Raw genomic sequence first — 22,172 nt, forward strand, 5'->3', positions numbered from 1 at the left:
TGCTTTATGCGCAGTTCAGGATCCGGACCAGCAGGATGCTGGCCCCCAGAAGGCCGGCCAGGGACATCGCGACTGTCAGGACCAGCGGTCGTCCCGCCCGGAAGACGGAACGGATATCGATCCCCAGACCCAGTGCTGCCATGGCCAGAATGGTCAGGAATGTGGCGGTCTGGCTGAGGGGAGCGATGCAGGCTTCGGGAATGACGCCAAGGGACCGGACGATGATCATCGCCATGAAGCCCGCGATATACCACGGGACAAGGCGGAACAGCCTTTGGGTTTTGCCCGTGCCGGAAGGTTTCAGTGGCTGCGTCCGGGCGTTGTTGCGATGAACCGTCAGTGACAGAACGGCGCAGACCGGGCCCAGCATGAGAACGCGCATGAGCTTGACGAGCGTTCCGACATGCAGCGCGGCGGGACCGAACGGCGCGGCGGCCGCCATGACCTGTGGAACCGCATAGACCGTCAACCCGGCGACGGCGCCATTGGCGATCCCGGACATGTTCAGGAAGGGGAGCAGGACAGGCAGCCCCAGAACGACCGCCAGACCACCTGCGGCGGTAAAGGCGATTGTCGCGCCGACATCCTCATCAGACGCCTGAATGGCAGGGGCGGCGGCCATGATGGCAGAATTGCCGCAGATGGAATCGCCACAGGCCACAAGCAGGGTCTGATTCCGAGACAGGCCATTCATCCGTCCGGCCCAGCAGGTGAAGATCATGCTGAAGATCACCATCCCCAGAACGGCGAGCAGGATTTCAGGTCCGGCAGACCAGACGGCCTGAAGGCTGAAAGTCGTGCCCAGAAGGACGATCGCAATGTTGAGGAGTGTCTTCGAGCAGAACCTGATCCCGCAATTGAAGGTGTCTGCGGGTTTGCGGACAGACCGCAGGATGACGCCCAGGATGAGCGCGATATTCAGGGTCTCCAGAAAGGCTTTACCAGCCAGGATCCGTTCCACGTGCTCGAGACCAAAAGCCGCAAGCGCAATACCGATGCACAGGGCCGTTCCCGGAAAGCGGGACACGAGGTCTCCCGCGGGCGATAGGGTCTTCACGATATGCTCTCCTTGATCGTGAAGATTTAGGGAGAGGACAATCAATCAATCCAACGCATAAATTTCATGATTCCAATCAGAAAAATCGATTGATTGTGCTATCCATTGCCCATGACTCTTGATCAGCTCCGTCTCTTCATCGCTGTTGCCGAACGCGAACACGTCACTGCTGCGAGCCGGGCGATGAACGTCACCCAGTCCGCGGTCTCGGCGGCTATTGCGGCTCTGGAAGAGCGTTACGGGGTCAGGCTTTTTGATCGGGTGGGACGGGGCATCCGTCTGAGCGAGGCGGGACATCTGTTTCTGCCCGAGGCCCGTGCGGTCGTCGCGCAGGCCGCTGCGGCAGAAAACATTCTGGATGAGATCAGCGGGCTGAAGCAGGGAACGCTTCGTGCTGTGGCGAGCCAGACCATCGCTGCGTACTGGATTCCGTCCATTCTGGTCGCTTTCCGCAGAAAATATCCGCAGATCAAGGTCGAACTGGCCGTCAGCAATACCGAAGAGGCCGCGAAGAAGGTCCGGGAAGGGGAGGCTGAACTGGGGATCGTGGAAGCGATTGTCGATGATCCAGCGCTCGCTCAGTGGCCGCTGGGAAAAGACAATCTGACCATTGTGCAGGCGGACGCCGGGGTTCCTGCACATGCTGACAGGGAATGGCTGCGCAAACAGGTCTGGGTGATGCGGGAGCCGGGATCGGGGACGCGGGCTACGCTGGAACACTATCTCCGGCGTCTTGGGATCGCGCCCGATGAGCTGAATGTCAGTCTGGTCCTGCCATCGAATGAGAGCGTACGCACCGCCATCGAGGCAGGAGCGGGGATTGGTGCGCTGTCATCGCTGGTGGTTGCCCCGGCGCTGCTGGCGGGGACGCTTCATGCGGCATCAGAGGTGCCGGAAAGCCGCTTTTTCTATGGGCTGAGGCATAAGGAACGTTACAGAAGCCCTGCTGCCGATGCGTTTGTGGAGATGATCGATCTTGCAAACAAGGGGCACGGGCCGCAGCCCGAAAGTGGACGCCAGACATGAAAAAAGCCGCCCTTGCGGGCGGCTTCCTGCACATCGGAATGTACATCAGGGCAATCAGATTGCCTTGATGCTCACTGCCGACGTTTTGCCGTTGCGGCCAGACTCGAGCTCGTAAGAGACATGCTGACCTTCGTTGAGGGTGTGCATTCCGGCGCGCTCGAGTTCAGAGATGTGAACGAACGCATCCTGGCCACCGTTATCAGGCTGGATGAAACCAAAGCCCTTGGTGGAGTTAAACCATTTTACGGTGCCTGTTGCCATAACGAGGCTCCTTTTTAACAATAGCAGTCGTGCACAAGATACGCACGAAATCATAACTCTTAAGGGGAACGAATGACGCAACATGCGTCGAAAACCCGCTTAGGAGCACCTGCCGACATCAGATAGACGTTAACTCGACCGCAGATGCAAGAGAAAAATCTAAGGCAGGGCATTATAATTGTAACCGGAATTCAATATTTTCCTTAACCGGACCATAAATTGGCTCTGAATTCAGGGATATGAGACTGTATGTTTGTAAGAAAAACTGCGCCTTAATTCTTGCAGACCAGGCGGCATATCGTTTCGATATTAAAGGCAATTCTTTCTTCAAGCGCTTCGGGGGCTGTAAAATCCCGCTCGAAGATTACCGATCCCGTGAAGCGGTTCGTGAAATAATAATAATTGATCGAGGCGATCGTGATGTTCAGCTGGGCCGCGTCAATGCCGTCGCGGAAGATGTTTTCCCGAACGCCCCGGTCCAGAAGGGACTGGATGCGGCGGACGAATTTCTGACTGATCGTCTTCAGTGTAGGCGAGTTCCGGATATGGGCGGCCTGACAGAGGTTCTCGCTGTTCACGAGGGTGATGAACTCGGGATTGGCGATGTAATATTCCCATGTGAAGCGGACGAGCGTTTCGAGCGCTGTCCTGGGGGGCAGGTTCTCCAGATCCAGTCTGGTCTCTTCCTCCCGGATGTTGAGATATTCCCGCTCCAGGACGGTGCGGAAGAGGCCGTCCTTACTTTTGAAGTAGTGGTAGAGCATCCTCTTGTTGGCCTTGGCATCGAGGGCGATCGTATCGACCCGTGCGCCTTCAAGCCCGTTTCGGGCAAATTCCTTCTTCGCCGCTTCGAGAATGCGTAATTTCGTGGCCTCCGCGTCCCTGACGCGCTTTTTCGTAGAGGAGGACGCTCTGCTTTTCTCAAGGGGCATCAGGGGTTTGTTCCGCTCTCAGTAGGGGTGCTCTTTCTGGGGGAAACCGCCCCAAAAGAAAAGCGGATCGTAAAATCACACTTAAAGTACGAAAAAATATCAACGTAACGTGATTTCATGCTGGCGCGCCCCTGCGATATGTGTAAGTAACTACATGGTGCGTTGTGCGTTAGGAAGTTGGAACCCGAGCGTCTGTGGTCAAATGCAGGTGAGGGTCATCCGTGATTAAGAATTGCATGTTGTAATATCTCTCGGGGTTTCCAGTTCATAAGAATAAAACCGGGCTGTTCATCGTAAAAGGGATGGAAGCGCCATAGTCAGCAGGAAATAAGTCTCATGAATGTTGTCTCAAAGACTGTATCTTTACCGTTAAAGCCGCGTGAGTTCAAATTCTTCATTGATGGCGAATGGCGCGCTGGTAAGGATTTCTTCGATCGCTCTTCGCCAGCCCATGATGTTCCCGTCACCCGTATTCCACGCTGCACCCGTGAGGACCTTGATGAGGCGGTAGCTGCGGCGCGTCGTGCCTTTGAGAACGGAAGCTGGTCCGGCCTGCCGGCTGCGGATCGTGCGGCGGTTCTCCTGAAAGCCGCGGGCCTGCTGCGCGAGCGGCGCGATGATATCGCTTACTGGGAAGTTCTCGAAAACGGCAAACCAATCAGTCAGGCGAAGGGCGAGATCGATCACTGTATCGCCTGCTTCGAGATGGCTGCCGGCGCTGCGCGTATGCTGCATGGTGATACGTTCAACAATCTGGGCGAGGGGCTGTTCGGCATGGTCCTGCGGGAGCCCATCGGTGTTGTCGGTCTGATCACGCCATGGAACTTCCCGTTCATGATCCTGTGTGAGCGCGCGCCGTTCATTCTCGCATCCGGCTGCACGCTGGTCGTCAAGCCTGCCGAGGTCACGAGTGCCACGACGCTTCTTCTGGCGGAAATCCTTGCCGATGCCGGACTGCCGAAGGGTGTCTTCAATGTCGTGACGGGTACGGGGCGCACTGTTGGTCAGGCCATGACCGAGCACCAGGATATTGACATGCTGTCCTTCACGGGCTCGACGGGGGTTGGCAAGTCCTGCATCCACGCAGCGGCTGACAGCAATCTGAAGAAGCTGGGTCTCGAACTGGGCGGCAAGAACCCGATCGTCGTATTCGCGGACAGTAACCTCGAGGATGCGGCCGATGCGGTAGCTTTCGGGATCAGCTTCAACACCGGGCAGTGCTGTGTGTCGTCGAGCCGTCTGATCGTAGAGCGGTCCGTGGCCGAGAAGTTCGAACGTCTCGTTGTGGCGAAAATGGAGAAGATCCGCGTCGGCGATCCGTTCGATCCCGAGACGCAGATCGGCGCCATTACGACGGAAGCGCAGAACAAGACCATTCTGGACTATATCGCGAAAGGCAAGGCCGAGGGCGCCAGGCTCCTCTGTGGTGGCGGGATCGTCGATTTCGGCAAGGGGCAGTATATCCAGCCCACGCTTTTCACGGATGTGAAGCCCTCGATGGGCATCGCGCGTGACGAGATTTTCGGGCCGGTTCTGGCGTCCTTCCATTTTGATACCATCGATGAAGCGATCACGATTGCCAATGACACGGTTTACGGCCTGGCCGCATCGGTCTGGAGCAAGGATATCGACAAGGCGCTTGCCGTGACCCGTCGTGTTCGCGCCGGCCGCTTCTGGGTGAACACCATCATGAGCGGTGGTCCCGAGACGCCGCTGGGTGGTTTCAAGCAGTCGGGCTGGGGCCGTGAAGCCGGTCTGTACGGTGTTGAGGAATATACGCAGATCAAATCTGTCCATATCGAAACTGGCAAACGTTCGCACTGGATTTCGTAATGACGAGCGGTTTTGATTACATCGTTGTCGGTGGCGGTTCGGCTGGCTGTGTTCTCGCAGCCCGCCTTTCCGAAAATCCTTCCGTCCGTGTCTGCCTCATTGAGGCCGGCCGGCGGGACACGCATCCCCTGATCCACATGCCGGTCGGTTTCGCGAAGATGACCACGGGGCCGCATACCTGGGATCTTCTGACGGAGCCGCAGAAACATGCGAACAACCGCCAGATCCCCTATGTGCAGGGCCGGATTCTGGGTGGCGGATCGTCCATCAATGCGGAAGTCTTCACGCGGGGGCATCCTTCCGACTTCGACCGCTGGGCGGCGGAAGGTGCGGATGGCTGGAGCTTCCGGGATGTCCAGAAGTACTTCATCCGTTCCGAAGGCAATGCCGTGTTTTCGGGTGCCTGGCATGGCACGAACGGGCCGCTCGGGGTGTCCAACCTCGCGGACCCGAACCCGACCAGCCGTGCGTTCGTGCAGAGCTGTCAGGAAATGGGGCTGCCCTATAACCCTGACTTTAATGGCGCATCGCAGGAAGGCGCAGGCATCTATCAGATGACCATCCGGAACAACCGGCGCTGCTCGACGGCTGTGGGGTATCTGCGTCCGGCCCTGGGGCGGAAGAACCTGACGGTTGTGACGCGGGCGCTGGTCCTGAAGATCGTCTTCAACGGGACGCGGGCGACGGGTGTGCAGTATATTGCCAACGGCACCCTGAATACTGCCGAAGCGAGCCAGGAAATCGTTGTGACGGCCGGAGCGATCGGAACGCCGAAGCTGATGATGCTGTCGGGCGTCGGGCCTGCCGCGCATCTTCGCGAAAATGGTATCCCGGTCGTGCAGGATCTGCCGGGCGTGGGCGAAAATCTTCAGGACCATTTCGGCGTGGATATCGTGGCCGAGCTCAAGACGGATGAGAGCTTCGACAAATACAGGAAACTGCACTGGATGCTCTGGGCAGGTCTTGAATACACCATGTTCAGATCCGGTCCCGTTGCATCCAACGTGGTTGAGGGCGGCGCGTTCTGGTACTCGGACCCGTCTTCGGGTGTTCCTGATCTCCAGTTCCATTTCCTTGCGGGGGCAGGGGCTGAAGCAGGGGTGACGTCCGTTCCCAAGGGGACCTCCGGGATTACGCTGAACAGCTATGTGCTACGGCCGAAGTCCCGCGGAACCGTCCGGCTGCGTTCGGCAGATCCGAGGGTCAATCCGATGGTCGATCCCAATTTCCTTGGAGACTCGGCCGACCTTGAAACGTCTGCGGAAGGTGTGCGTCTGAGCTACGAGATGTTCTCTCAGCCGTCCTTGCAGAAGCACATCCGGAAAACCTGCTTCTTTAGCGGTAAACAACCGACGATGCAGATGTATCGCGACTATGCGCGGGAACATGGCCGGACGTCCTATCATCCGACATGCACCTGCAAGATGGGTCGTGATGACATGTCCGTCGTCGACCCGCGTCTGAAAGTGCACGGGCTTGAGGGCATCAGGATCTGTGACAGCTCGGTCATGCCGTCGCTGCTCGGTTCCAACACCAATGCTGCGACGATCATGATCAGTGAGCGGGCAGCGGATTTCATTCAGGGGAACGCCTGATCCGGGATTTCCCCGCATCACCTGAAAACACGCAATAGCGGAAAAGTCTTGCTGCCATGCCGGGCTTTTTCATTCGAAATTACAGTAACTAACCAGTTAGATACAAAGGCATTGGAAGATGACGAAAGTCAGGACAGCGACTGAGGCTGTGAGCCTCATCAGGGACGGAGCCATGGTTGCCGTCAATTCGTCCTCGGGGCTTCTGTGTCCCGACGCGGTTCTTGAGGCACTGGGACAGCGTTTCGAGGCTACGAAATCTCCATCTAAACTGACGACCATCCATCCGATTGCCGCAGGTGACATGTTCGGGACCAAGGGCGTGGACCATCTTGCCCGTCCTGGCATGATCACGAAGATCATCGGCGGCTCCTATCCTTCGGGGCCGAGCAATGCCGAGCCGCCGCTGATCTGGCAGCGCATCCAGGCAGAAGATCTGGCCGCCTATAACGTTCCGTCCGGGGTAATTTTCGACATGCTGCGGGAAGGGGCGGCAAAGCGTCCCGGCGTCCTGACCAAGGTCGGGCTTGATACCTTCGCAGACCCGAAGCGTGATGGCTGCGCGATGAATGAGACGGCACGGCTGAATCCGCTCGTCCGTCACATGGATTTCGAGGGCGAGGACTGGCTGTATTTCCCGGCGTTGCGTCCGGACGTAGCCATCATTCGTGGTTCGACGGCGGATGAAAACGGCAACCTGACCTTTGAGCAGGAAGGTGCGACGCTCGGTGCCATGGAAATGGCTCTGGCGGCCCATAACAATGGCGGTCTGGTAATTGCACAGGTCCGTCGTGTGGCGGCGCAGGGCACGCTCAAGCCGCATGATGTCAAGGTTCCCGGTATTCTGGTGGACGTGATCGTCGAAGCACCGGAGCAACTCCAGACAACCGCAACGGCCTATGATCCCGCCATTTCCGGTGAGATTTTCCGCCCGCTCTCCACATTCGACATTCCGGATTTTGGCCCGTCCAAAGTCATGGCCCGTCGCGTGGCGCAGGAGCTGAAGCAGGGCTGGGCCGTGAATATCGGTTTCGGCATTTCCGCGAATGTTCCCCGTATTCTTCTGGAAGAAGGGCGTCATGGCGCGGTGACATGGGTGATCGAACAGGGAGCCGTGGGTGGCATTCCGCTGCTGGACTTCAAGTTCGGCTGCGCCAGTAATGCCGAGGCCTTTGTCGCATCGCCCCATCAGTTCTCGTATTTTCAGGCGGGTGGCTTCGACTGCTCCCTCCTGTCCTTCCTTGAGATCGGACAGAACGGTTCGGTGAATGTCAGCCGTTTGGCCGCCACACCGCATCGTACGGCGGGAGCCGGTGGGTTTGTGGATATTACGGCGCGGGCCAAGCGCATCATTTTCTCGGGCAATTTCAATGCCGGAGCGAAGATGCATATCGAGGGCGGCCGTCTGGTGATTGATAAGGAAGGCAAGATCGCAAAAATCGTGCCCGAAGTGTCGCAGGTCAGTTTTTCCGGTGGCCGTGCCACCGAAACCGGGCAGGAGATCACTTATGTGACGGAGCGTTGCGTTCTGAGGCTGCTGGATGGCAAGCTGACGGTCACTGAAATCGCGCCGGGGATCGACTTGCAGCGTGACCTTCTGGATCAGGCGACGGCTCATCTCGAGGTGTCGCCCGATCTGAAGGAAATGGACGCGGCCCTGTTCCGTGATGAACCCATGGGACTGACCCTGTGATTTTCGACCCTTGCGCCAGACGGACAGACAGGAACTGACCATGATGCTTCAGGACCGCATGTTTCTGACAGGACTCTTCGACGCCGCCGTTGGCGCGGCCGAGCCGGAGCAGATCCTGGCGGCACATCTGCCCGAGCCTCCAAAGGGCCGGACGGTTGTGGTTGGTGCCGGCAAAGGAGTGGCCCAGCTGGCCGCGGCTTTCGAGCGTGTCTGGAGAGGGCCGCTCAGCGGGGTAGTGGTCACGCGTTACGGAAATGTCTGTCCGACGCAGTTCATCCGTGTGATGGAGGCTTCGCATCCGGTGCCGGATGAGGCGGGTCTGAAGGCTACGGAGGCGCTTTTCGAGACGGTAAAAGGGCTTGGGCCGGACGATCTCGTCGTGGCGCTCATCTGTGGCGGCGGGTCGGCTCTGCTGCCCTCTCCGCCACCGGGAATGACGCTTGAGGACGAGGCCGAACTGAACCGTGTCCTGCTCGCGTCAGGCGCGCCGATTTCCGTCATGAACAGCATCCGCAAGCAGGTGTCGGGCATCAAGGGCGGCCGCCTGGCGGCTGCGGCGGCTCCGGCGAAGGTCGTGTCTCTGGTGGTGTCGGATGTTCCTTTTGACGATCCTGCCCAGGTGGCCTCCGGGCCTACGGTGCCGGATCTGGGAACGCGAGAGGATGCCCGCCGTCTGGCGAAGACGTGGAAACTGCGCCTGCCCGAAAAGGTCCAGTCATGGCTGGAGGGGGAAGAGGGACGCGCACCGCTGGCGACCGATCCGGTCTTCAGCAGGAATGAGGTGCGGGTGATTGCCTCCGCCCATCTGTCGCTGGAAGCGGCGGCAGAGAAGGTTCGAGAGGCGGGGATCTATCCCGTGATTCTGTCGGATGCGATCGAAGGGGAGTCCCGGGACGTCGCCAAGGTTCATGCCGCAATGGTGCGGGAAGTCATCCTGAGGGGACGGCCTTTCCGCCGCCCGGTCGTCATCCTGTCAGGGGGGGAAACCACTGTAACCATACGCGGGCAGGGTGGCCGGGGAGGACGCAATACCGAGTTCCTTCTGGCTTTTGCGCTGGCGGCGGAAGGTCTGCCGTTTTCGGCTCTGGCGGCGGATACCGATGGCATTGACGGCTCGGAAGACAATGCCGGGGCCTTTGCCGACGGTGTCAGTATGGAGCGCCTGAGGGAGAAGGGATTCAATCCCACAGATCTTCTGATGGAGAACGATGCCTATACCGCGTTCGAGGCGCTGGGAGACCTGTTTGTTCCGGGGCCAACCGGGACGAACGTCAATGATTTCAGAGCCGTACTGGTTCGCTAGGACCGGCTCGGAAAGCTTCAATAATGATTGATTGGTGAGTGTGGCGAAAGCCGTAGTCTTTAACAGTTTTCAATAGTAACCATCTAGTTAGTTACTTATGTGGAGTCGGCTATGTTTCTGAACGAAATGCAGGAAGAAGTCCGCGAAACGACACGGTCTTTCGTGGATAACGTCATCCGTCCCGCCGCCGAGGCGCTGGACCGCGAAGAGCGCTTCCCGGCAGAAATCTATGAAGAAATGGGCAAGTTGGGCCTGTTCGGTATCGCAGTTCCGGAAGAGCTTGGGGGGCCGGGTTTTGACACGCTGACCTATGCGGTCGTGATGGAAGAACTGTCCCGCGGCTATGCCAGCGTTGCCGACCAGTGCGGTCTGGTGGAGCTGATCTCCACGCTTCTGGTCCGTCACGGAACGCCGGAACAGCAGAAGATGCTGCCCGACATCCTCTCCATGAAGCGCAAGGTCGCCTACTGTATCACGGAGCCCGAGGCTGGCACCGACGTGTCCGGTATCCGCACGACCGCCGTGCGCGACGGCGACGGCTGGGTGCTCAACGGCGGCAAGATCTGGATCCATAACGCGCCGGTCGCCGATACGGGCTTCGTTCTGGCTCGGACTGACAAGGAAGCGGGCAACCGCGGCATGTCCATTTTCATCGTGGATCTACATGCCAAGGGCGTCGAGCGTGGCCCCAAGGAGCACAAGATGGGCCAGCGGGCGAGCCAGGTTGGCGCGCTCGACTTCTCGGATGTCCGCCTGGGGAGCGATGCGCTGCTGGGCGAGATGAACCGTGGTTTCCACATGATGATGAGCGTGCTCGACAAGGGCCGCGTCGGCATTGCGGCACTGGCCGTCGGTATTGCTCAGGCCGGGCTTGAAGCGGCCGTGGATTATGCCGGAACGCGCAAGCAGTTCGGCAAGCACATCTCCGAGTTCCAGGGCGTGCAGTGGCTTCTGGCTGACATGGCCAAGGACATCGAGGCGGCGCGGCTTCTGGTCCATTCGGCTGCCACGAAGATCGATCGCGGGCAGGATGCTACGCGCTCGTGCTCCATGGCCAAGTGCTTTGCCGGTGACATGGCGGTGGCCCGGACGGCCGATGCCGTACAGGTCTTTGGCGGTTCGGGCTATATCCGTGGCTTCGAGGTCGAGCGTCTGTACCGCGATGCCAAGATCACCCAGATCTATGAAGGTACCAACCAGATCCAGCGCATGATCATCGCGCGTGAACTGCTCCGTAAAGGCGCACGGGCATGAGACAGGTCGCTCTCGTCACCGGTTCCTCACGGGGTATCGGTTTCGCGACGGCGCAGGCTCTGGCGAAACGGGGCTTCGCTTTAGCGGTCAACGGACCGTTCGATGACGAGGAACTGCGCTCGGCCGTCAGCCGTCTGTCCGAAACCGGAGCGTCCGTCATGGCGCTCCCGTTCGACATCACGGATCTGTCTGTCCACGCGGAGCGTCTGGCGCAGGTCGAGGCTAAGCTTGGGCCGCTGACGACGCTCGTGAACAACGCGGGCGTCGGCGTCCTTCAGCGTGGCGACCTGCTGGATGTGAGTGAAGCGAGCTGGGACCGCTGCCTGACGGTGAACACCAAGGCGCTGTTCTTTCTCTCGCAGGCTTTCGCAAAGCTGCTCCTGTCCCGTCCGCGGCCCGGGGGCGTGTTTCATTCCATCGTGAATGTGACGTCGTCCAACGCCACGGCCGTGGCGGTCCAGCGCTCCGAATACTGCGCGTCCAAGGCGGCTGCCGCGATGGTGTCCAAGGCTCTGGCCGTTCGGCTCGGACCTGAAAACATCGCGGTCTATGACGTCCAGCCCGGCCTGATCGCGACCGACATGACAGCGGCCGTGATCGAGCAGTATCGCCAGCGTGCCGTGGACGGTCTGACCCTGCTGCCGCGCGTCGGTGAGCCTGAGGACATGGGCGGCATCATCGCAACCCTTGCTTCGGGCGGACTTCCCTACACCACAGGCCAGGTGATTTCGGCGGATGCCGGAATGCTTGTGCCGCGTTTCTGAGAGCGGTCATGAAAATCATTCTTCCCGATGAAACCGGCCGGAAGACGGACTATCACCTGATCGGAACACCGGCTCCGACAGGAACACTGGGCCGTAATCCGGCGCGGATCGTTTATTCCGCAGCGCATGTCGTCGCCAATCCCTATGCAGCGAAGGACCCTTCAGGATCCGGTGCAATCGACTGGGAGCGGACGATGGAGTTCCGCCGCTATCTTGCGGGTCTGGGGCTGGGCATTGCTGAAGCCATGGATACGGCCCAGCGGGGTATGGGTCTGGACTGGCCGATGGCGCTTGAGCTGATCCGCCGGACGAAGGCGGAACTGCCGGACGCCGACGTCGTCAATGGCTGCGGAACTGATCATCTGGATCCGGCAAGCGTGCGGAATGTGGATGCAGTCATCCGCGCCTATCTGGAACAGGTCGAGGCCATTCAAGCCGTTGGTGGCCGGATCATCCTGATGGCGAGCCGGGCACTGGTCCGTGTGGCGAAAGGTCCGGAAGACTATCTGCGCGTCTATCGCGAAGTTCTCTCGGCCTGCGATGAACCGGTCGTCCTGCACTGGCTGGGAGAGGCGTTCGACCCTGCACTGGCCGGATACTGGGGCACGAACAGTTTCGATCAGGCGCTGGAAACCGTGCTGGAAATGATCGGGCAGAACGTCTCCAAGGTGGACGGCATCAAGATTTCCCTTCTGGACAAGGAGAAGGAAATCCGGATGCGCCGTCTGCTTCCGGCCGGCGTGAAAATGTATACCGGGGATGACTTCAACTACCCGGAACTGATCGAAGGCGACGAGCAGGGCTTCAGCCATGCGCTCCTGGGCGTTTTCGATCCGCTGGCGCCGCTGGCCGCCTATGCTGTGAGCAAACTCGGCGAAGGCGACAAAGCCGCTTTCCGCGCGGCGCTGGACCCCACGGTTCCGCTGGCCCGGGTGATCTTCAAGGCTCCGACCCAGTATTACAAAACGGGTGTCGTATTCCTGGCATGGCTGAACGGCTTTCAGGATCACTTCATCATGCTGGGTGGTGCGCAGTCCATGCGACCTCTCCCGTATTTTACGGAGATCTTCCGGCTGGCGGATGGCTGCGGGTTGCTCCGCAATCCGGAACTGGCCGTCCGGCGCATGAAGTCGCTTCTGTCGCTCTATGGAGCCGACTGATGCGCGACTTCACCCACGATCATTCCGCGCTGGCCCTGAATACCGCGACCCTCGGCCATAACATGCCGGGGGCAGGGGCCGGATGGTCCGCCGAACGGACAATCGACGCCTGCGCCGAGCGTGGCATCGGCGGCATCGTCTTCTGGCGTCCGGAACTTCAGGGCCGGGCTTCGGCCATCGGGCAGCACGCCCGGCAGGCCGGAGTGGAGATCGTGGGTCTGTGCCGTTCGCCGTTTCTTGTGGGGCCTCTGGCGCCACACGGACGGCAGGCGGTCGTGGATGATTTCCGTCGTTCCATCGACGAGACCGCCGATCTGGGAGGCAAGATTCTGACCATCGTGGTGGGGGGCGTCGAGCCCGGCACCAAGGGGGTGAGGGAGAGCCTCGATATTGTCACGGACCGTCTGTCGGCAGTGCTGGACTACGCATCCGAACGGGGCGTCAAGCTGGCTCTGGAGCCGCTGCATCCGATGTATGGCGGGGACCGCTCCTGCCTGCCGACACTGCGTGATGCCCTGGATATCTGCGACGTCCTCAATTCCGACACGCTGGGTGTGGCGGTCGATGTCTATCACGTGTGGTGGGACACCGATCTTCCGCGCCAGCTTGAACGGGCAGGGACGCGCATCATGGGGTTCCATCTGTGTGACTGGCTCGTGCCGACGACGGATTTTCTTCTGGATCGCGGGATGATGGGGGACGGCGTGGCGGATCTGAAAGGTCTCCGCGCGGGTGTGGAACGCGCGGGATATGACGGGTTCTGCGAAGTCGAGATTTTTTCTGCAAACAACTGGTGGAAGCGCGATCCGGCCGAAGTGCTGGATGTGATGATACAGCGCTTCCGCGATATCTGCTGAGAACGGAGAGTATCATGAAGATCCTCGTCCCTGTGAAACGGGTCGTCGACTATAACGTCCGCATCCGCGTCCGGCCGGATGGGTCTGGCGTTGATCTGGCGAACGTCAAGATGTCCATGAACCCCTTTGACGAAATCGCGGTCGAAGAGGCCATTCGTCTCAAGGAAAAGGGCGTGGCGACCGAAGTGGTCGTCGTCTCCATCGGTGTCGCGCAGGCGAAGGATACGCTGCGGACCGCCCTCGCCATGGGAGCGGACCGCGCCATTCTCGTGACGGCAACGGATGATGTGAACGTCGATCTGGAGCCGCTTTCGGTGGCGCAGATCCTGAGCAAGGTCGTGGCAAACGAACAGCCTGGTCTGGTGATCGCGGGCAAGCAGGCGATCGACAACGACATGAATGCGACCGGCCAGATGCTTGCCGCCCTGCTGGGCTGGGGGCAGGGCACGTTCGCCTCTTCTGTTACGATCGAGGACGGTTCGGCGCTGGTGACACGTGAAGTCGATGGTGGTCTTCAGACCATCAAGCTGAAGCTTCCGGCCGTGGTGACGACGGACCTGCGTCTCAACGAACCCCGCTATGTGGCGCTGCCCAACATCATGAAAGCGAAGAAGAAGCCGCTTGAAGAGGTGTCGCTCGACACGCTCGGCGTCGCGGTTCGCTCGCGTCTGACAGTTCTGAAGACGGTCGAGCCACCGCAGCGCCATGCCGGCGTGAAGGTCGGCTCTGTCGATGAACTGGTGTCGAAACTGAAGAATGAAGCAGGAGTCCTCTGATGTCTGTTCTGCTACTTGCCGAAGTCAATGAAGGGCGTCTGGGAACGGATATTGTCGCCAAGGCCCTGACGGCGGTTGCCACGCTGGGTGACGTGCATGTTCTCGTCACGGGCGAGAACTGCGCGGCAGCGGCCGACGAGGCGGCGAAACTGGCGGGTGTGTCGAAGGTTCTTCTGGCGGATGATGCATCTCTGGCGCACGGCCTTGCCGAGCCCGTCAGCACGCTCATCGTCTCGCTGGCCAAAGACTATAGCCACATCGCCGCTGGTGCGACCGCGTTTTCCAAGAACGTCCTGCCGCGCGTTGCTGCGCTGCTGGATGTGATGGTCCTGTCCGAGGTCACGGCTGTTCAGGACGCGGACACGTTCGAGCGGCCGATTTACGCCGGCAATGCGATCCAGACGATCCGCTCCTCCGATCCCGTCAAGGTCTTCACGGTCCGCACGGCAGCCTTCACGGCAGCACAGGGCGGCGGAAGTGCCCTTGTCGAAACCGTTAGCGTTCCGGCCGATCTCGGCCTGTCGCAGTGGGTCGAGGACAAGACGGTCGCATCCGAACGCCCGGACCTGACATCGGCAAAGATCATCGTGTCTGGTGGACGTGGTCTTGGCTCGAAGGAAAATTTCGACGCCATTACCACTCTTGCGGACAAGCTGGGTGCTGCGGTTGGCGCAAGCCGCGCGGCGGTAGATGCGGGCTACGCACCCAATGACTGGCAAGTCGGACAGACCGGCAAGGTCGTGGCGCCGGACCTCTACATCGCGGTCGGCATCTCGGGCGCCATCCAGCATCTCGCGGGCATGAAGGATTCCCGTGTCATCGTCGCGATCAACAAGGACGAGGATGCACCGATCTTTCAGGTCGCCGATTACGGGCTGGTCGGGGACCTGTTCACCATCCTGCCCGAACTGACAGCAAAGATCTGACCATGCGCAGCCTCGGTATCACGATCGGAGAGGGAGAAAAGTCATGACGGCGATTGAACGCGAAAGCATGGACTATGACGTCGTCATCGTCGGTGCCGGACCGGCGGGCCTGTCGGCTGCCATCCGTCTCAAACAGCTTGACCCGGACCTGTCCGTCGTTGTGCTGGACAAGGGTTCCGAGGTTGGCGCCCACATCCTCTCCGGCGCGATCATTGATCCGTGTGCGCTCAATGTCCTGCTGCCGAAATGGCACGAAATGAACGCGCCGATCACCGTGCCTGTGGAGACGGACAGTTTCTATGTCCTGGGCGAGAAGGGCCAGACACGTCTTCCCAACTGGCTCATGCCGCCTTTCATGAACAATCACGGCAACTACATCGTTTCGCTGGGGAATGTCTGCCGCTGGCTTGCCGAAACGGCAGAAGGGCTGGGCGTCGAGATTTTCCCCGGTATGGCGGCCAGTGAGCTTGTGTATGGCGGGAAAGGCGAAATCCGGGGCGTGGTCGCCGGTGAGTTCGGACGGAACGCGGATGGCACGCCGGGCGAGAATTACGAACCGGGTATGATCCTGGCAGGGAAGTATGTGCTGATTGCCGAGGGTGTGCGGGGTTCTTTAGCGCTACAGATCATGAGACATTATGGTCTGTCGGATGGCAGGGACCCGCAGAAATTCGGGATTGGCCTGAAGGAAATCTGGGAAGTGGACCCGGTCCGGCATAAACTTGGCACGGTCGTTCACACGATGGGCTGGCCTTTGGGGCGCAATGCGGGAGGCGGCGCGTTCATCTATCATCTGGATAACAATCAGGTCTGTGTCGGGTTTGTCGTGCATCTGAGCTACGAAAATCCCTATCTCGACCCGTATCGGGAGTTCCAGCGTTTCAAGCATCATCCGCTGATGGCGGGGCTGCTGGAAGGCGGAAAGCGGATCGCCTATGGCGCCCGTGCCATTTCGGAAGGTGGGTGGCAGTCCATTCCAAAGGTCGTTTTCCCCGGTGGCGCGCTTCTGGGCTGTTCCGCCGGGCTTGTGAATGTTCCGCGGATCAAGGGCAGCCACAATGCCATTTATTCGGGAATGCACGCGGCAGAGGCTGCTCATGCGGCGATCCGGGGTGGCCGGAGCGGCGATGAACTTACGGCCTATGACACCGTCCTGAGGGAAGGGCCTGTGGGCCGGGATCTCAAGCTTGTCCGCAACGTCAAACCACTTTGGGAAAAATACGGCCTGGCGGGCGGGATCGTGCTGGGTGGCCTTGATATGTGGACGGCGTCTCTGACTGGGGCGCCTTTGTTCGGGACAATGCATCATCACAAGACGGATGCGGCAGCGACGGGGAAGGCTGCGGATTTTTCGCCGATTGCCTATCCGAAACCGGATGGGAAGCTCAGCTTCGACCGGGTGACCAATGTGGCGTTTTCGTTCACCAACCATCACGAGAGCCAGCCCTGTCATCTGAAGCTCAGGAATGCTGACATTCCGATTACGGTGAATTTGCCGATCTATGCCGAACCGGCGCAGCGCTATTGCCCGGCGGGGGTTTACGAGATTGTCGAGGACGCGGGGAAACCACGCTTTCAGATCAATTTCCAGAACTGCGTGCACTGCAAGACCTGCGACATCAAGGATCCGTCCCAGAATATCGTCTGGACGCCGCCGCAGGGCGGGGACGGACCCAATTACCCGAATATGTAAAATTTTACAGACCAGATCAAAGTAACGGCATCCATGCAGAACTCGGAATCCATGGCTGCCGAAGTGTTTCTTCCGATCACAGAAGAAGACCAAGAAAAGGAACACGGTCATGAGTGACGTTGGCGTTGTACAAGGCGTTCCGCGCGTTTCACTCAACGGCAGAAGTGCCCTCGTAGCCACTCTGGCTGCGGTGGCAGGTCTGATGTTCGGGCTGGACCTGGGTGTCATATCCGGAGCGCTGAAATTCATCGGTATCGAGTTTCAGGTCAATGATTTCGGTAAGGAGTGCATTGTCTCAGGCATGATGGTCGGCGCAGCGCTCGGAGCCCTGTTCGGGGGACGGCTGTCTTACATCCTGGGCCGCAAAAAGCTGCTGATCATCTCGGCACTGCTCTTCATTTCCGGGTCGGCGCTTTGCGCGCTGGCGCCGTCCGTTCCGGTCCTGATCGCGGGCCGTGTGGTCCTTGGACTGGCGATCGGCGTCGCGAGCTTTACCGCTCCACTTTATATTTCGGAAATTGCGCACCAGCAGCATCGCGGGGCGCTGATTTCCGTCTATCAGCTCATGATCACGGTGGGCATTCTGGTTGCGTTCATCTCCGATGCGCTTCTGGCCTATTCGGGGTCCTGGCGCTGGATGCTGGGCATCGTGGGCGTTCCGGGTGTTCTGTTCCTCATCGGTGTTCTGTTCCTGCCGGACAGCCCGCGCTGGCTGGTTCTGCGGGGGCGGCATGACGAGGCGTTCGATGTCCTGCACGGTCTGCGCGGCAATGACACGCATGCCCGTGACGAGATCGTCGAAATCCGTGAACAGCTTGCCCAGGCTGATGGCGGGTACACGCTTTTCAAGAAGAACCGGAACTTCCGCCGGGCGGTCTATCTGGGCGTGGCGCTTCAGGCGATCCAGCAGTTCACCGGCATCAATGTGGTCATGTACTACGCGCCCCACATCTTCGAGATGGCAGGTTTCGGCACAAGTGCCGCCCTGTGGGGCACGGTGATCGTGGGTCTGGTCAATGTGCTCTCCACGTTCATCGCTATTGGATATGTCGATCGCTGGGGCCGGCGGCCCATGCTGATCGCGGGCTTCATCATGATGGCGCTCGGCATGTTTACAGTCGGAATTCTTCTGTATTTCGGCACGGGCAACAGCGATCTGGCGCGTTACGCGGCTGTTGCGATGCTGCTGTGCTTCATCGTCGGTTTTGCTTTTTCCGCCGGGCCGCTGGTGTGGATCCTGTGCTCCGAAGTGCAGCCCATGAAGGGGCGTGACTTCGGCATCGGGTGCTCGACCTTCACCAACTGGGGCACCAACATGATTGTTGGTCTGACCTTCCTCTCGCTCCTGACGACGCTGGGAAGCGCTCAGACCTTCTGGCTCTACGCCCTGCTCAATCTCATCTTCATTTTCGTGACGATGAAGTTCGTCCCGGAAACCCGCGGTGTGTCGCTTGAACAGATCGAGCGGAATCTCATGGCCGGCAAGCCCCTCAATCGCATCGGCCTGTAAGCGCAGGCCTTCCCCTCATTCACAAAAGGACAGGCCCTGACATCGGGGCATCAAACGGAGACAGTATCGTGGCAGTCAAGATCGGGATCAATGGATTTGGACGTATCGGACGTCTGACCTTGAGAAGTATTATCGAGAGCGGACGGACTGACATTGTTCCTGTTGTCATTAATGGTCCAGGCAGTGTCGAGGACAAGGTTCACATGCTGGTCTATGACAGCATCCACGGAAGGTTCCCGGGGAAAGTCCATCTTGAAGGCGATCAGTTGACGATCGAAGCGCATGGCCGGAGTTACGGACCGATCCGTATTTCCTCGGAGCGTGAGCCGGGGGCGGTTGCGCTCGATGGCGTGGATGTCGTCATGGAGTGCTCCGGGCTCTTTACGTCGAAACAGGCTGTGCAGCCCCTGTTGCAGGCGGGAGCACGAAAGGTTCTCGTCTCCGCTCCGGCAAGTGATGCGGATGCGACGATCGTGTATGGCGTGAACAATGATGCGCTCAAACCGGACATGACGGTTGTCTCGAATGGGTCGTGCACGACAAACTGTCTGGCGCCGCTGGTCAAGGTGGCGGACGAGGCGTTCGGCGTCGAATGCGGTTACATGCTGACGGTTCATTCCTATACGGGCGATCAGCAGATCGTGGATCGCAGGCATCGTGACCTGAGGCGCGCACGGGCGGCCGGTCAGAACATGGTCCCGACGTCCACGGGTGCCGCCAAGGCGATCGGTCTTGTCCTGCCGCATCTCAAGGGACGGCTGGTCGGATCGTCGCTTCGGGTGCCGACACCGAATGTCTCGATGGTGTCGCTCGATTTCGTGCCGTCGCGTGCTCCGTCATCGGTAGATGACATCAACGCGGCCTTTCATGAGGCGTCCGTGGGCGCTCTTGCGGGCGTTCTGGACTACAGCGATGGCATGCTCGTTAGCAGCGATTTCAATCATAGCGCTGCGTCCTCCAGTTTCGATGCGACGCAGACGGCGCTCATCCGGAATGGTGAGATGATCCATATCTGCAGCTGGTATGACAATGAATGGGGCTTCTCCAACAGAATGATCGATACCGCGGTTCTCATGGGGAGCCTGTAAGGGCGGCAGGGTGGTCGATCTCGTCGTCCGAGTTGCTTCGACAGGCATTATGGCAGACGGTTCTTCCGGTGCCTGAGAGGCAGGGATGAGAGGTCGGTCCATGATGCAACAGGATGTTCCAGTCCATTTTGCGACTGCCATATCGTCGGAGCTTCAGGAAAAAGTCCTGAATGCTCCGCAGTTTTCAGGCTGGATCGCAAAGACCCGGTCCAGTTTCGATCTCCGCTCGGTTCTTGTCCGTGATGTGCTGATGTTCGGCTCGCGCGTCGGTTTCGTTGTTGTTGAGGCCGATGCGTGGAACGAAGGGGCGAAAATGCCCTGCTTTGCCGTGCTTCGGGACCCGACGGTTTCCATCATGCCGGTCGTGACCGTGAAGGAGGCTCCGGACGAGCGCTATGTCGTCCTGGTGCGTGAGGCGCGGCTTCCGGTCGGGCAGATGGTGACGGCTTTACCGGCCGGCGTGATTGACGGGGAGGCCGCTGAAATTGCCGCTCTGCGCGAACTGCGGGAGGAGACGGGGCTGAACCTCACAGCAGGAAGGCCCTACAGACTGCGTGAGACGCCGGTGTTTCTGTCGCCCGGTGGAAGCAGCGAAGAGATGATGCTCTATGCCGTGGACATCATTCTTACACGGGCGGAAATGGACGGGCTGCTTGATCGGAAGGGTGGGCTGGCTAACGAGCATGAGCACACGACAGTCTGTGTCGTCCCGCTGAAGGACATGCCGCGTCATACGCCGAATGTTCATTGTCTGCTGAGCTGGCATCTGTACCAGCAGCATTGTGCGGATCTGAAATCCGCACAATGCTCCAGGAGCTGATCAGAAGATCTGACGGAACAGGACGTACAGGATCCCTGCAATTGCCATGGCGGCGGGCAGGGTCGTAACCCAGGCCAGCGCCATGGAGCGCAGTGTCCCGAGCTGAACGCCCGAGCCGTTGGCGGCCATGGTTCCGGCGACGCCGCTGGACAGGATATGCGTGGTGGAGACGGGCAGGCCATAGCCTTCGGCAAGGCCAATGGTCGTCATGGCCACGATTTCGGCCGATGCGCCCTCGGCGTAGGTCATGTGGGTCTTGCCGATCTTTTCACCGACCGTCACGACGATGCGCTTCCATCCGACCATCGTGCCAAGGCCCAGGGCAATGGCGACGGAGACCTTAACCCAGAGCGGGATGAAACGGGTGCCGTGATACAGTTCGGACTGGAAGGATTTGAGGGACTTTTTTTCCGCAGGCGTAAAGTCCTGAGCTTCTCCCATGACGCGGATGGCGTCAGCGACCAGATACATGTCCGTACGGACGTTCGGGACGGCGGCGGCAGGGACGGCCTTCATGGAGCCGTAGGTCTTGACCGAGGTGGAGATATCGTCGCTGAGGACGGCCAGGGCGTCATAGGTTTCGGGAGACGCGATGGATTTGGCGCGCAGACCTGCACCGACGATCTCGCGGGCATTTTCGGCCGTCAGCGCCGTGGACTGGTTCGGGACGTGGGTGAGGAAGATCTTTTCGGCTTCGGCAGAAGACTGGATAAAGGCCGGCATGGCGCTCTCGGGCATCGCCCGGTTCAGCGCGTAGGCCGTGGGGGCCGCGCCGATCAGGATCAGCATGATCAGGCCCATGCCTTTCTGTCCGTCATTGCCGCCATGGGAGAACGAGACGCCCGTGCAGGTGAAGATCAGCAGCGCGCGGATCCACAGCGGCGGCGGAGTGTCGCCCTCAGGAGCCTGATAGAGCGCCTTGTTGCGGACCAGAAGCTTCATGACGAGAAGCAGCAGCCCGGCCATGACGAACCCGCAGATGGGACTGAACAGTAGCGCGGAGAAGACTTTCTCAACCTGCCCCCAGTCAACGCCCTGCGTTGCGGCACCGGCGGGGGACATCAGCTGGTTGGCCAGACCGACACCCATGATCGAGCCGACGAGAGCGTGCGACGAACTGTTGGGGATACCGAAGGCCCAGGTGACGAGGTTCCAGACGATGGCCGCGATGAGCAGGGCGAAGATCATGGCGTAGCCCGCGCTGCTTCCGGCCTGAAGGATCAGTTCCACTGGCAGGAGCGTCACGATGCTGTAGGCCACGGCGCCGGTGGAGAGTGCGACGCCAAGGAAGTTCCAGAAACCGGACCAGATGACGGCCACGAGCGGCGGCAGACTGCGGGTATAGATAACGGTTGCGACCGCGTTGGCCGTGTCATGGAAGCCATTAACGAACTCAAAGGCCAGCGCGATGACCAGGGCAATGCCGAGCATCACGAATGTACCCGTCGCCAGGGCGCCTTCACCGACCGAATGCATGTCCTGAAGGATGCTGAAGGCGGCAAATCCCAGTGCGCCGATCAGCACGATGAAGAAAAGTATGACGTGAAGGGGCTTGTTGCCTCCATTCATGTCGGGGCGCGACGGGGTCGGGATCTCCGCGCGGGAGCCTATGGTCGTTTCAGACATC

Annotated in this window: 19 protein-coding genes; 15 read left to right on the forward strand and 4 right to left on the reverse strand. The window is 59.9% G+C overall.

Annotated features, from left to right (window positions below):
* Window positions 1–4: 4 nt before the first annotated feature.
* Window positions 5–1,057 (reverse strand): YeiH family protein, encoded by a 1,053-nt coding sequence (locus tag HKD31_RS10950; protein ID WP_338085571.1) that lies wholly within the window; start codon window positions 1,055–1,057, stop codon window positions 5–7.
* A 111-nt stretch (window positions 1,058–1,168) separates the two neighbouring features.
* On the opposite strand from HKD31_RS10950, the gene HKD31_RS10955 reads away from it, so the two are divergent.
* Complete coding sequence (locus HKD31_RS10955) at window positions 1,169–2,083, forward strand: LysR family transcriptional regulator (RefSeq protein ID WP_194265123.1); 915 nt, start codon at window positions 1,169–1,171, stop codon at window positions 2,081–2,083.
* A gap of 54 nt (window positions 2,084–2,137) precedes the next feature.
* On the opposite strand, the gene HKD31_RS10960 is transcribed toward HKD31_RS10955, so the two are convergent.
* Window positions 2,138–2,344 carry a cold-shock protein gene (locus HKD31_RS10960; RefSeq protein ID WP_024717199.1) on the reverse strand — a complete coding sequence of 69 codons (207 nt, stop codon included), beginning with the start codon at window positions 2,342–2,344 and terminating at the stop codon, window positions 2,138–2,140.
* Between the two features lie 272 nt (window positions 2,345–2,616).
* A complete protein-coding gene (locus HKD31_RS10965) occupies window positions 2,617–3,276 on the reverse strand; it encodes a TetR/AcrR family transcriptional regulator (protein WP_062495297.1) in 660 nt (219 codons plus the stop codon).
* A 336-nt stretch (window positions 3,277–3,612) separates the two neighbouring features.
* Here HKD31_RS10965 and HKD31_RS10970 point away from each other — a divergent pair, with 336 nt between their 5' ends.
* From HKD31_RS10970 to HKD31_RS11035, 14 genes are all read left to right on the forward strand, one after another.
* On the forward strand, window positions 3,613–5,109 hold the full coding sequence (locus tag HKD31_RS10970; protein ID WP_194265122.1) for an aldehyde dehydrogenase family protein: 1,497 nt from the start codon (window positions 3,613–3,615) through the stop codon (window positions 5,107–5,109).
* A complete protein-coding gene (locus tag HKD31_RS10975; protein WP_194265121.1) occupies window positions 5,109–6,704 on the forward strand; it encodes a GMC family oxidoreductase in 1,596 nt (531 codons plus the stop codon). The genes HKD31_RS10970 and HKD31_RS10975 overlap by 1 nt, the downstream gene beginning before the upstream one ends.
* A 118-nt stretch (window positions 6,705–6,822) precedes the next feature.
* On the forward strand, window positions 6,823–8,394 hold the full coding sequence (locus tag HKD31_RS10980; protein WP_194265120.1) for an acyl CoA:acetate/3-ketoacid CoA transferase: 1,572 nt from the start codon (window positions 6,823–6,825) through the stop codon (window positions 8,392–8,394).
* A 40-nt stretch (window positions 8,395–8,434) separates the two neighbouring features.
* On the forward strand, window positions 8,435–9,697 hold the full coding sequence (locus HKD31_RS10985; protein WP_194265119.1) for a glycerate kinase type-2 family protein: 1,263 nt from the start codon (window positions 8,435–8,437) through the stop codon (window positions 9,695–9,697).
* 111 nt (window positions 9,698–9,808) lie between these two features.
* Entirely contained in the window at window positions 9,809–10,951 is a 1,143-nt protein-coding gene (locus HKD31_RS10990) for an acyl-CoA dehydrogenase family protein (protein WP_062495289.1), read from the forward strand.
* A complete protein-coding gene (locus HKD31_RS10995; RefSeq protein ID WP_194265118.1) occupies window positions 10,948–11,715 on the forward strand; it encodes a 3-ketoacyl-ACP reductase in 768 nt (255 codons plus the stop codon). The genes HKD31_RS10990 and HKD31_RS10995 overlap by 4 nt, the downstream gene beginning before the upstream one ends.
* An 8-nt stretch (window positions 11,716–11,723) precedes the next feature.
* Window positions 11,724–12,875, forward strand: a complete 1,152-nt coding sequence (locus HKD31_RS11000; RefSeq protein ID WP_194265117.1) for a dihydrodipicolinate synthase family protein — start codon at window positions 11,724–11,726, stop codon at window positions 12,873–12,875.
* Entirely contained in the window at window positions 12,875–13,732 is an 858-nt protein-coding gene (locus tag HKD31_RS11005; protein ID WP_194265116.1) for a sugar phosphate isomerase/epimerase family protein, read from the forward strand. Before HKD31_RS11000 ends, HKD31_RS11005 begins: the two co-directional genes overlap by 1 nt.
* 14 nt (window positions 13,733–13,746) lie before the next feature.
* Window positions 13,747–14,508: an electron transfer flavoprotein subunit beta/FixA family protein gene (locus HKD31_RS11010; protein ID WP_194265115.1), complete on the forward strand. Its 762-nt coding sequence runs from the start codon at window positions 13,747–13,749 to the stop codon at window positions 14,506–14,508.
* On the forward strand, window positions 14,508–15,434 hold the full coding sequence (locus tag HKD31_RS11015) for an electron transfer flavoprotein subunit alpha/FixB family protein (RefSeq protein WP_194265114.1): 927 nt from the start codon (window positions 14,508–14,510) through the stop codon (window positions 15,432–15,434). Before HKD31_RS11010 ends, HKD31_RS11015 begins: the two co-directional genes overlap by 1 nt.
* Before the next feature lie 43 nt (window positions 15,435–15,477).
* Complete coding sequence (locus HKD31_RS11020) at window positions 15,478–17,127, forward strand: electron transfer flavoprotein-ubiquinone oxidoreductase (protein ID WP_194265113.1); 1,650 nt, start codon at window positions 15,478–15,480, stop codon at window positions 17,125–17,127.
* 109 nt (window positions 17,128–17,236) lie between these two features.
* Window positions 17,237–18,637: a sugar porter family MFS transporter gene (locus HKD31_RS11025; protein WP_062495277.1), complete on the forward strand. Its 1,401-nt coding sequence runs from the start codon at window positions 17,237–17,239 to the stop codon at window positions 18,635–18,637.
* Window positions 18,638–18,705: 68 nt separating this feature from the next.
* Entirely contained in the window at window positions 18,706–19,725 is a 1,020-nt protein-coding gene (gene gap / locus HKD31_RS11030) for a type I glyceraldehyde-3-phosphate dehydrogenase (protein ID WP_194265112.1), read from the forward strand.
* A gap of 100 nt (window positions 19,726–19,825) precedes the next feature.
* The gene (locus HKD31_RS11035) at window positions 19,826–20,545 is read left to right on the forward strand and encodes an NUDIX domain-containing protein (RefSeq protein WP_194265111.1); all 720 of its coding nucleotides are present in this window, start codon (window positions 19,826–19,828) and stop codon (window positions 20,543–20,545) included.
* Here HKD31_RS11035 and HKD31_RS11040 read toward each other — a convergent pair whose 3' ends face one another.
* On the reverse strand, window positions 20,546–22,171 hold the full coding sequence (locus HKD31_RS11040) for an inorganic phosphate transporter (RefSeq protein WP_194265110.1): 1,626 nt from the start codon (window positions 22,169–22,171) through the stop codon (window positions 20,546–20,548).
* Window position 22,172: the final 1 nt, after the last annotated feature.

This window comes from Gluconobacter potus, from assembly GCF_015244705.1.
Taxonomy (GTDB): Bacteria; Pseudomonadota; Alphaproteobacteria; order Acetobacterales; family Acetobacteraceae; genus Gluconobacter; species Gluconobacter potus.

Bases quoted from the DNA above. Each gene is read 5' to 3' on its own strand.
- HKD31_RS11015 (WP_194265114.1), top strand. From the start codon at position 14,508: ATGTCTGTTCTGCTACTTGCCGAAGTCAATGAAGGGCGTCTGGGAACG.
- HKD31_RS11035 (WP_194265111.1), top strand. From the start codon at position 19,826: ATGATGCAACAGGATGTTCCAGTCCATTTTGCGACTGCCATATCGTCG.
- HKD31_RS10995 (WP_194265118.1), top strand. From the start codon at position 10,948: ATGAGACAGGTCGCTCTCGTCACCGGTTCCTCACGGGGTATCGGTTTC.
- HKD31_RS10975 (WP_194265121.1), top strand. From the start codon at position 5,109: ATGACGAGCGGTTTTGATTACATCGTTGTCGGTGGCGGTTCGGCTGGC.
- HKD31_RS10965 (WP_062495297.1), bottom strand. From the start codon at position 3,276: ATGCCCCTTGAGAAAAGCAGAGCGTCCTCCTCTACGAAAAAGCGCGTC.
- HKD31_RS10970 (WP_194265122.1), top strand. From the start codon at position 3,613: ATGAATGTTGTCTCAAAGACTGTATCTTTACCGTTAAAGCCGCGTGAG.
- HKD31_RS10960 (WP_024717199.1), bottom strand. From the start codon at position 2,344: ATGGCAACAGGCACCGTAAAATGGTTTAACTCCACCAAGGGCTTTGGT.
- HKD31_RS10985 (WP_194265119.1), top strand. From the start codon at position 8,435: ATGATGCTTCAGGACCGCATGTTTCTGACAGGACTCTTCGACGCCGCC.
- HKD31_RS11020 (WP_194265113.1), top strand. From the start codon at position 15,478: ATGACGGCGATTGAACGCGAAAGCATGGACTATGACGTCGTCATCGTC.
- HKD31_RS11040 (WP_194265110.1), bottom strand. From the start codon at position 22,171: ATGTCTGAAACGACCATAGGCTCCCGCGCGGAGATCCCGACCCCGTCG.
- HKD31_RS11010 (WP_194265115.1), top strand. From the start codon at position 13,747: ATGAAGATCCTCGTCCCTGTGAAACGGGTCGTCGACTATAACGTCCGC.
- HKD31_RS11025 (WP_062495277.1), top strand. From the start codon at position 17,237: ATGAGTGACGTTGGCGTTGTACAAGGCGTTCCGCGCGTTTCACTCAAC.
- HKD31_RS11005 (WP_194265116.1), top strand. From the start codon at position 12,875: ATGCGCGACTTCACCCACGATCATTCCGCGCTGGCCCTGAATACCGCG.
- HKD31_RS10990 (WP_062495289.1), top strand. From the start codon at position 9,809: ATGTTTCTGAACGAAATGCAGGAAGAAGTCCGCGAAACGACACGGTCT.
- HKD31_RS11000 (WP_194265117.1), top strand. From the start codon at position 11,724: ATGAAAATCATTCTTCCCGATGAAACCGGCCGGAAGACGGACTATCAC.
- HKD31_RS10980 (WP_194265120.1), top strand. From the start codon at position 6,823: ATGACGAAAGTCAGGACAGCGACTGAGGCTGTGAGCCTCATCAGGGAC.
- HKD31_RS10955 (WP_194265123.1), top strand. From the start codon at position 1,169: ATGACTCTTGATCAGCTCCGTCTCTTCATCGCTGTTGCCGAACGCGAA.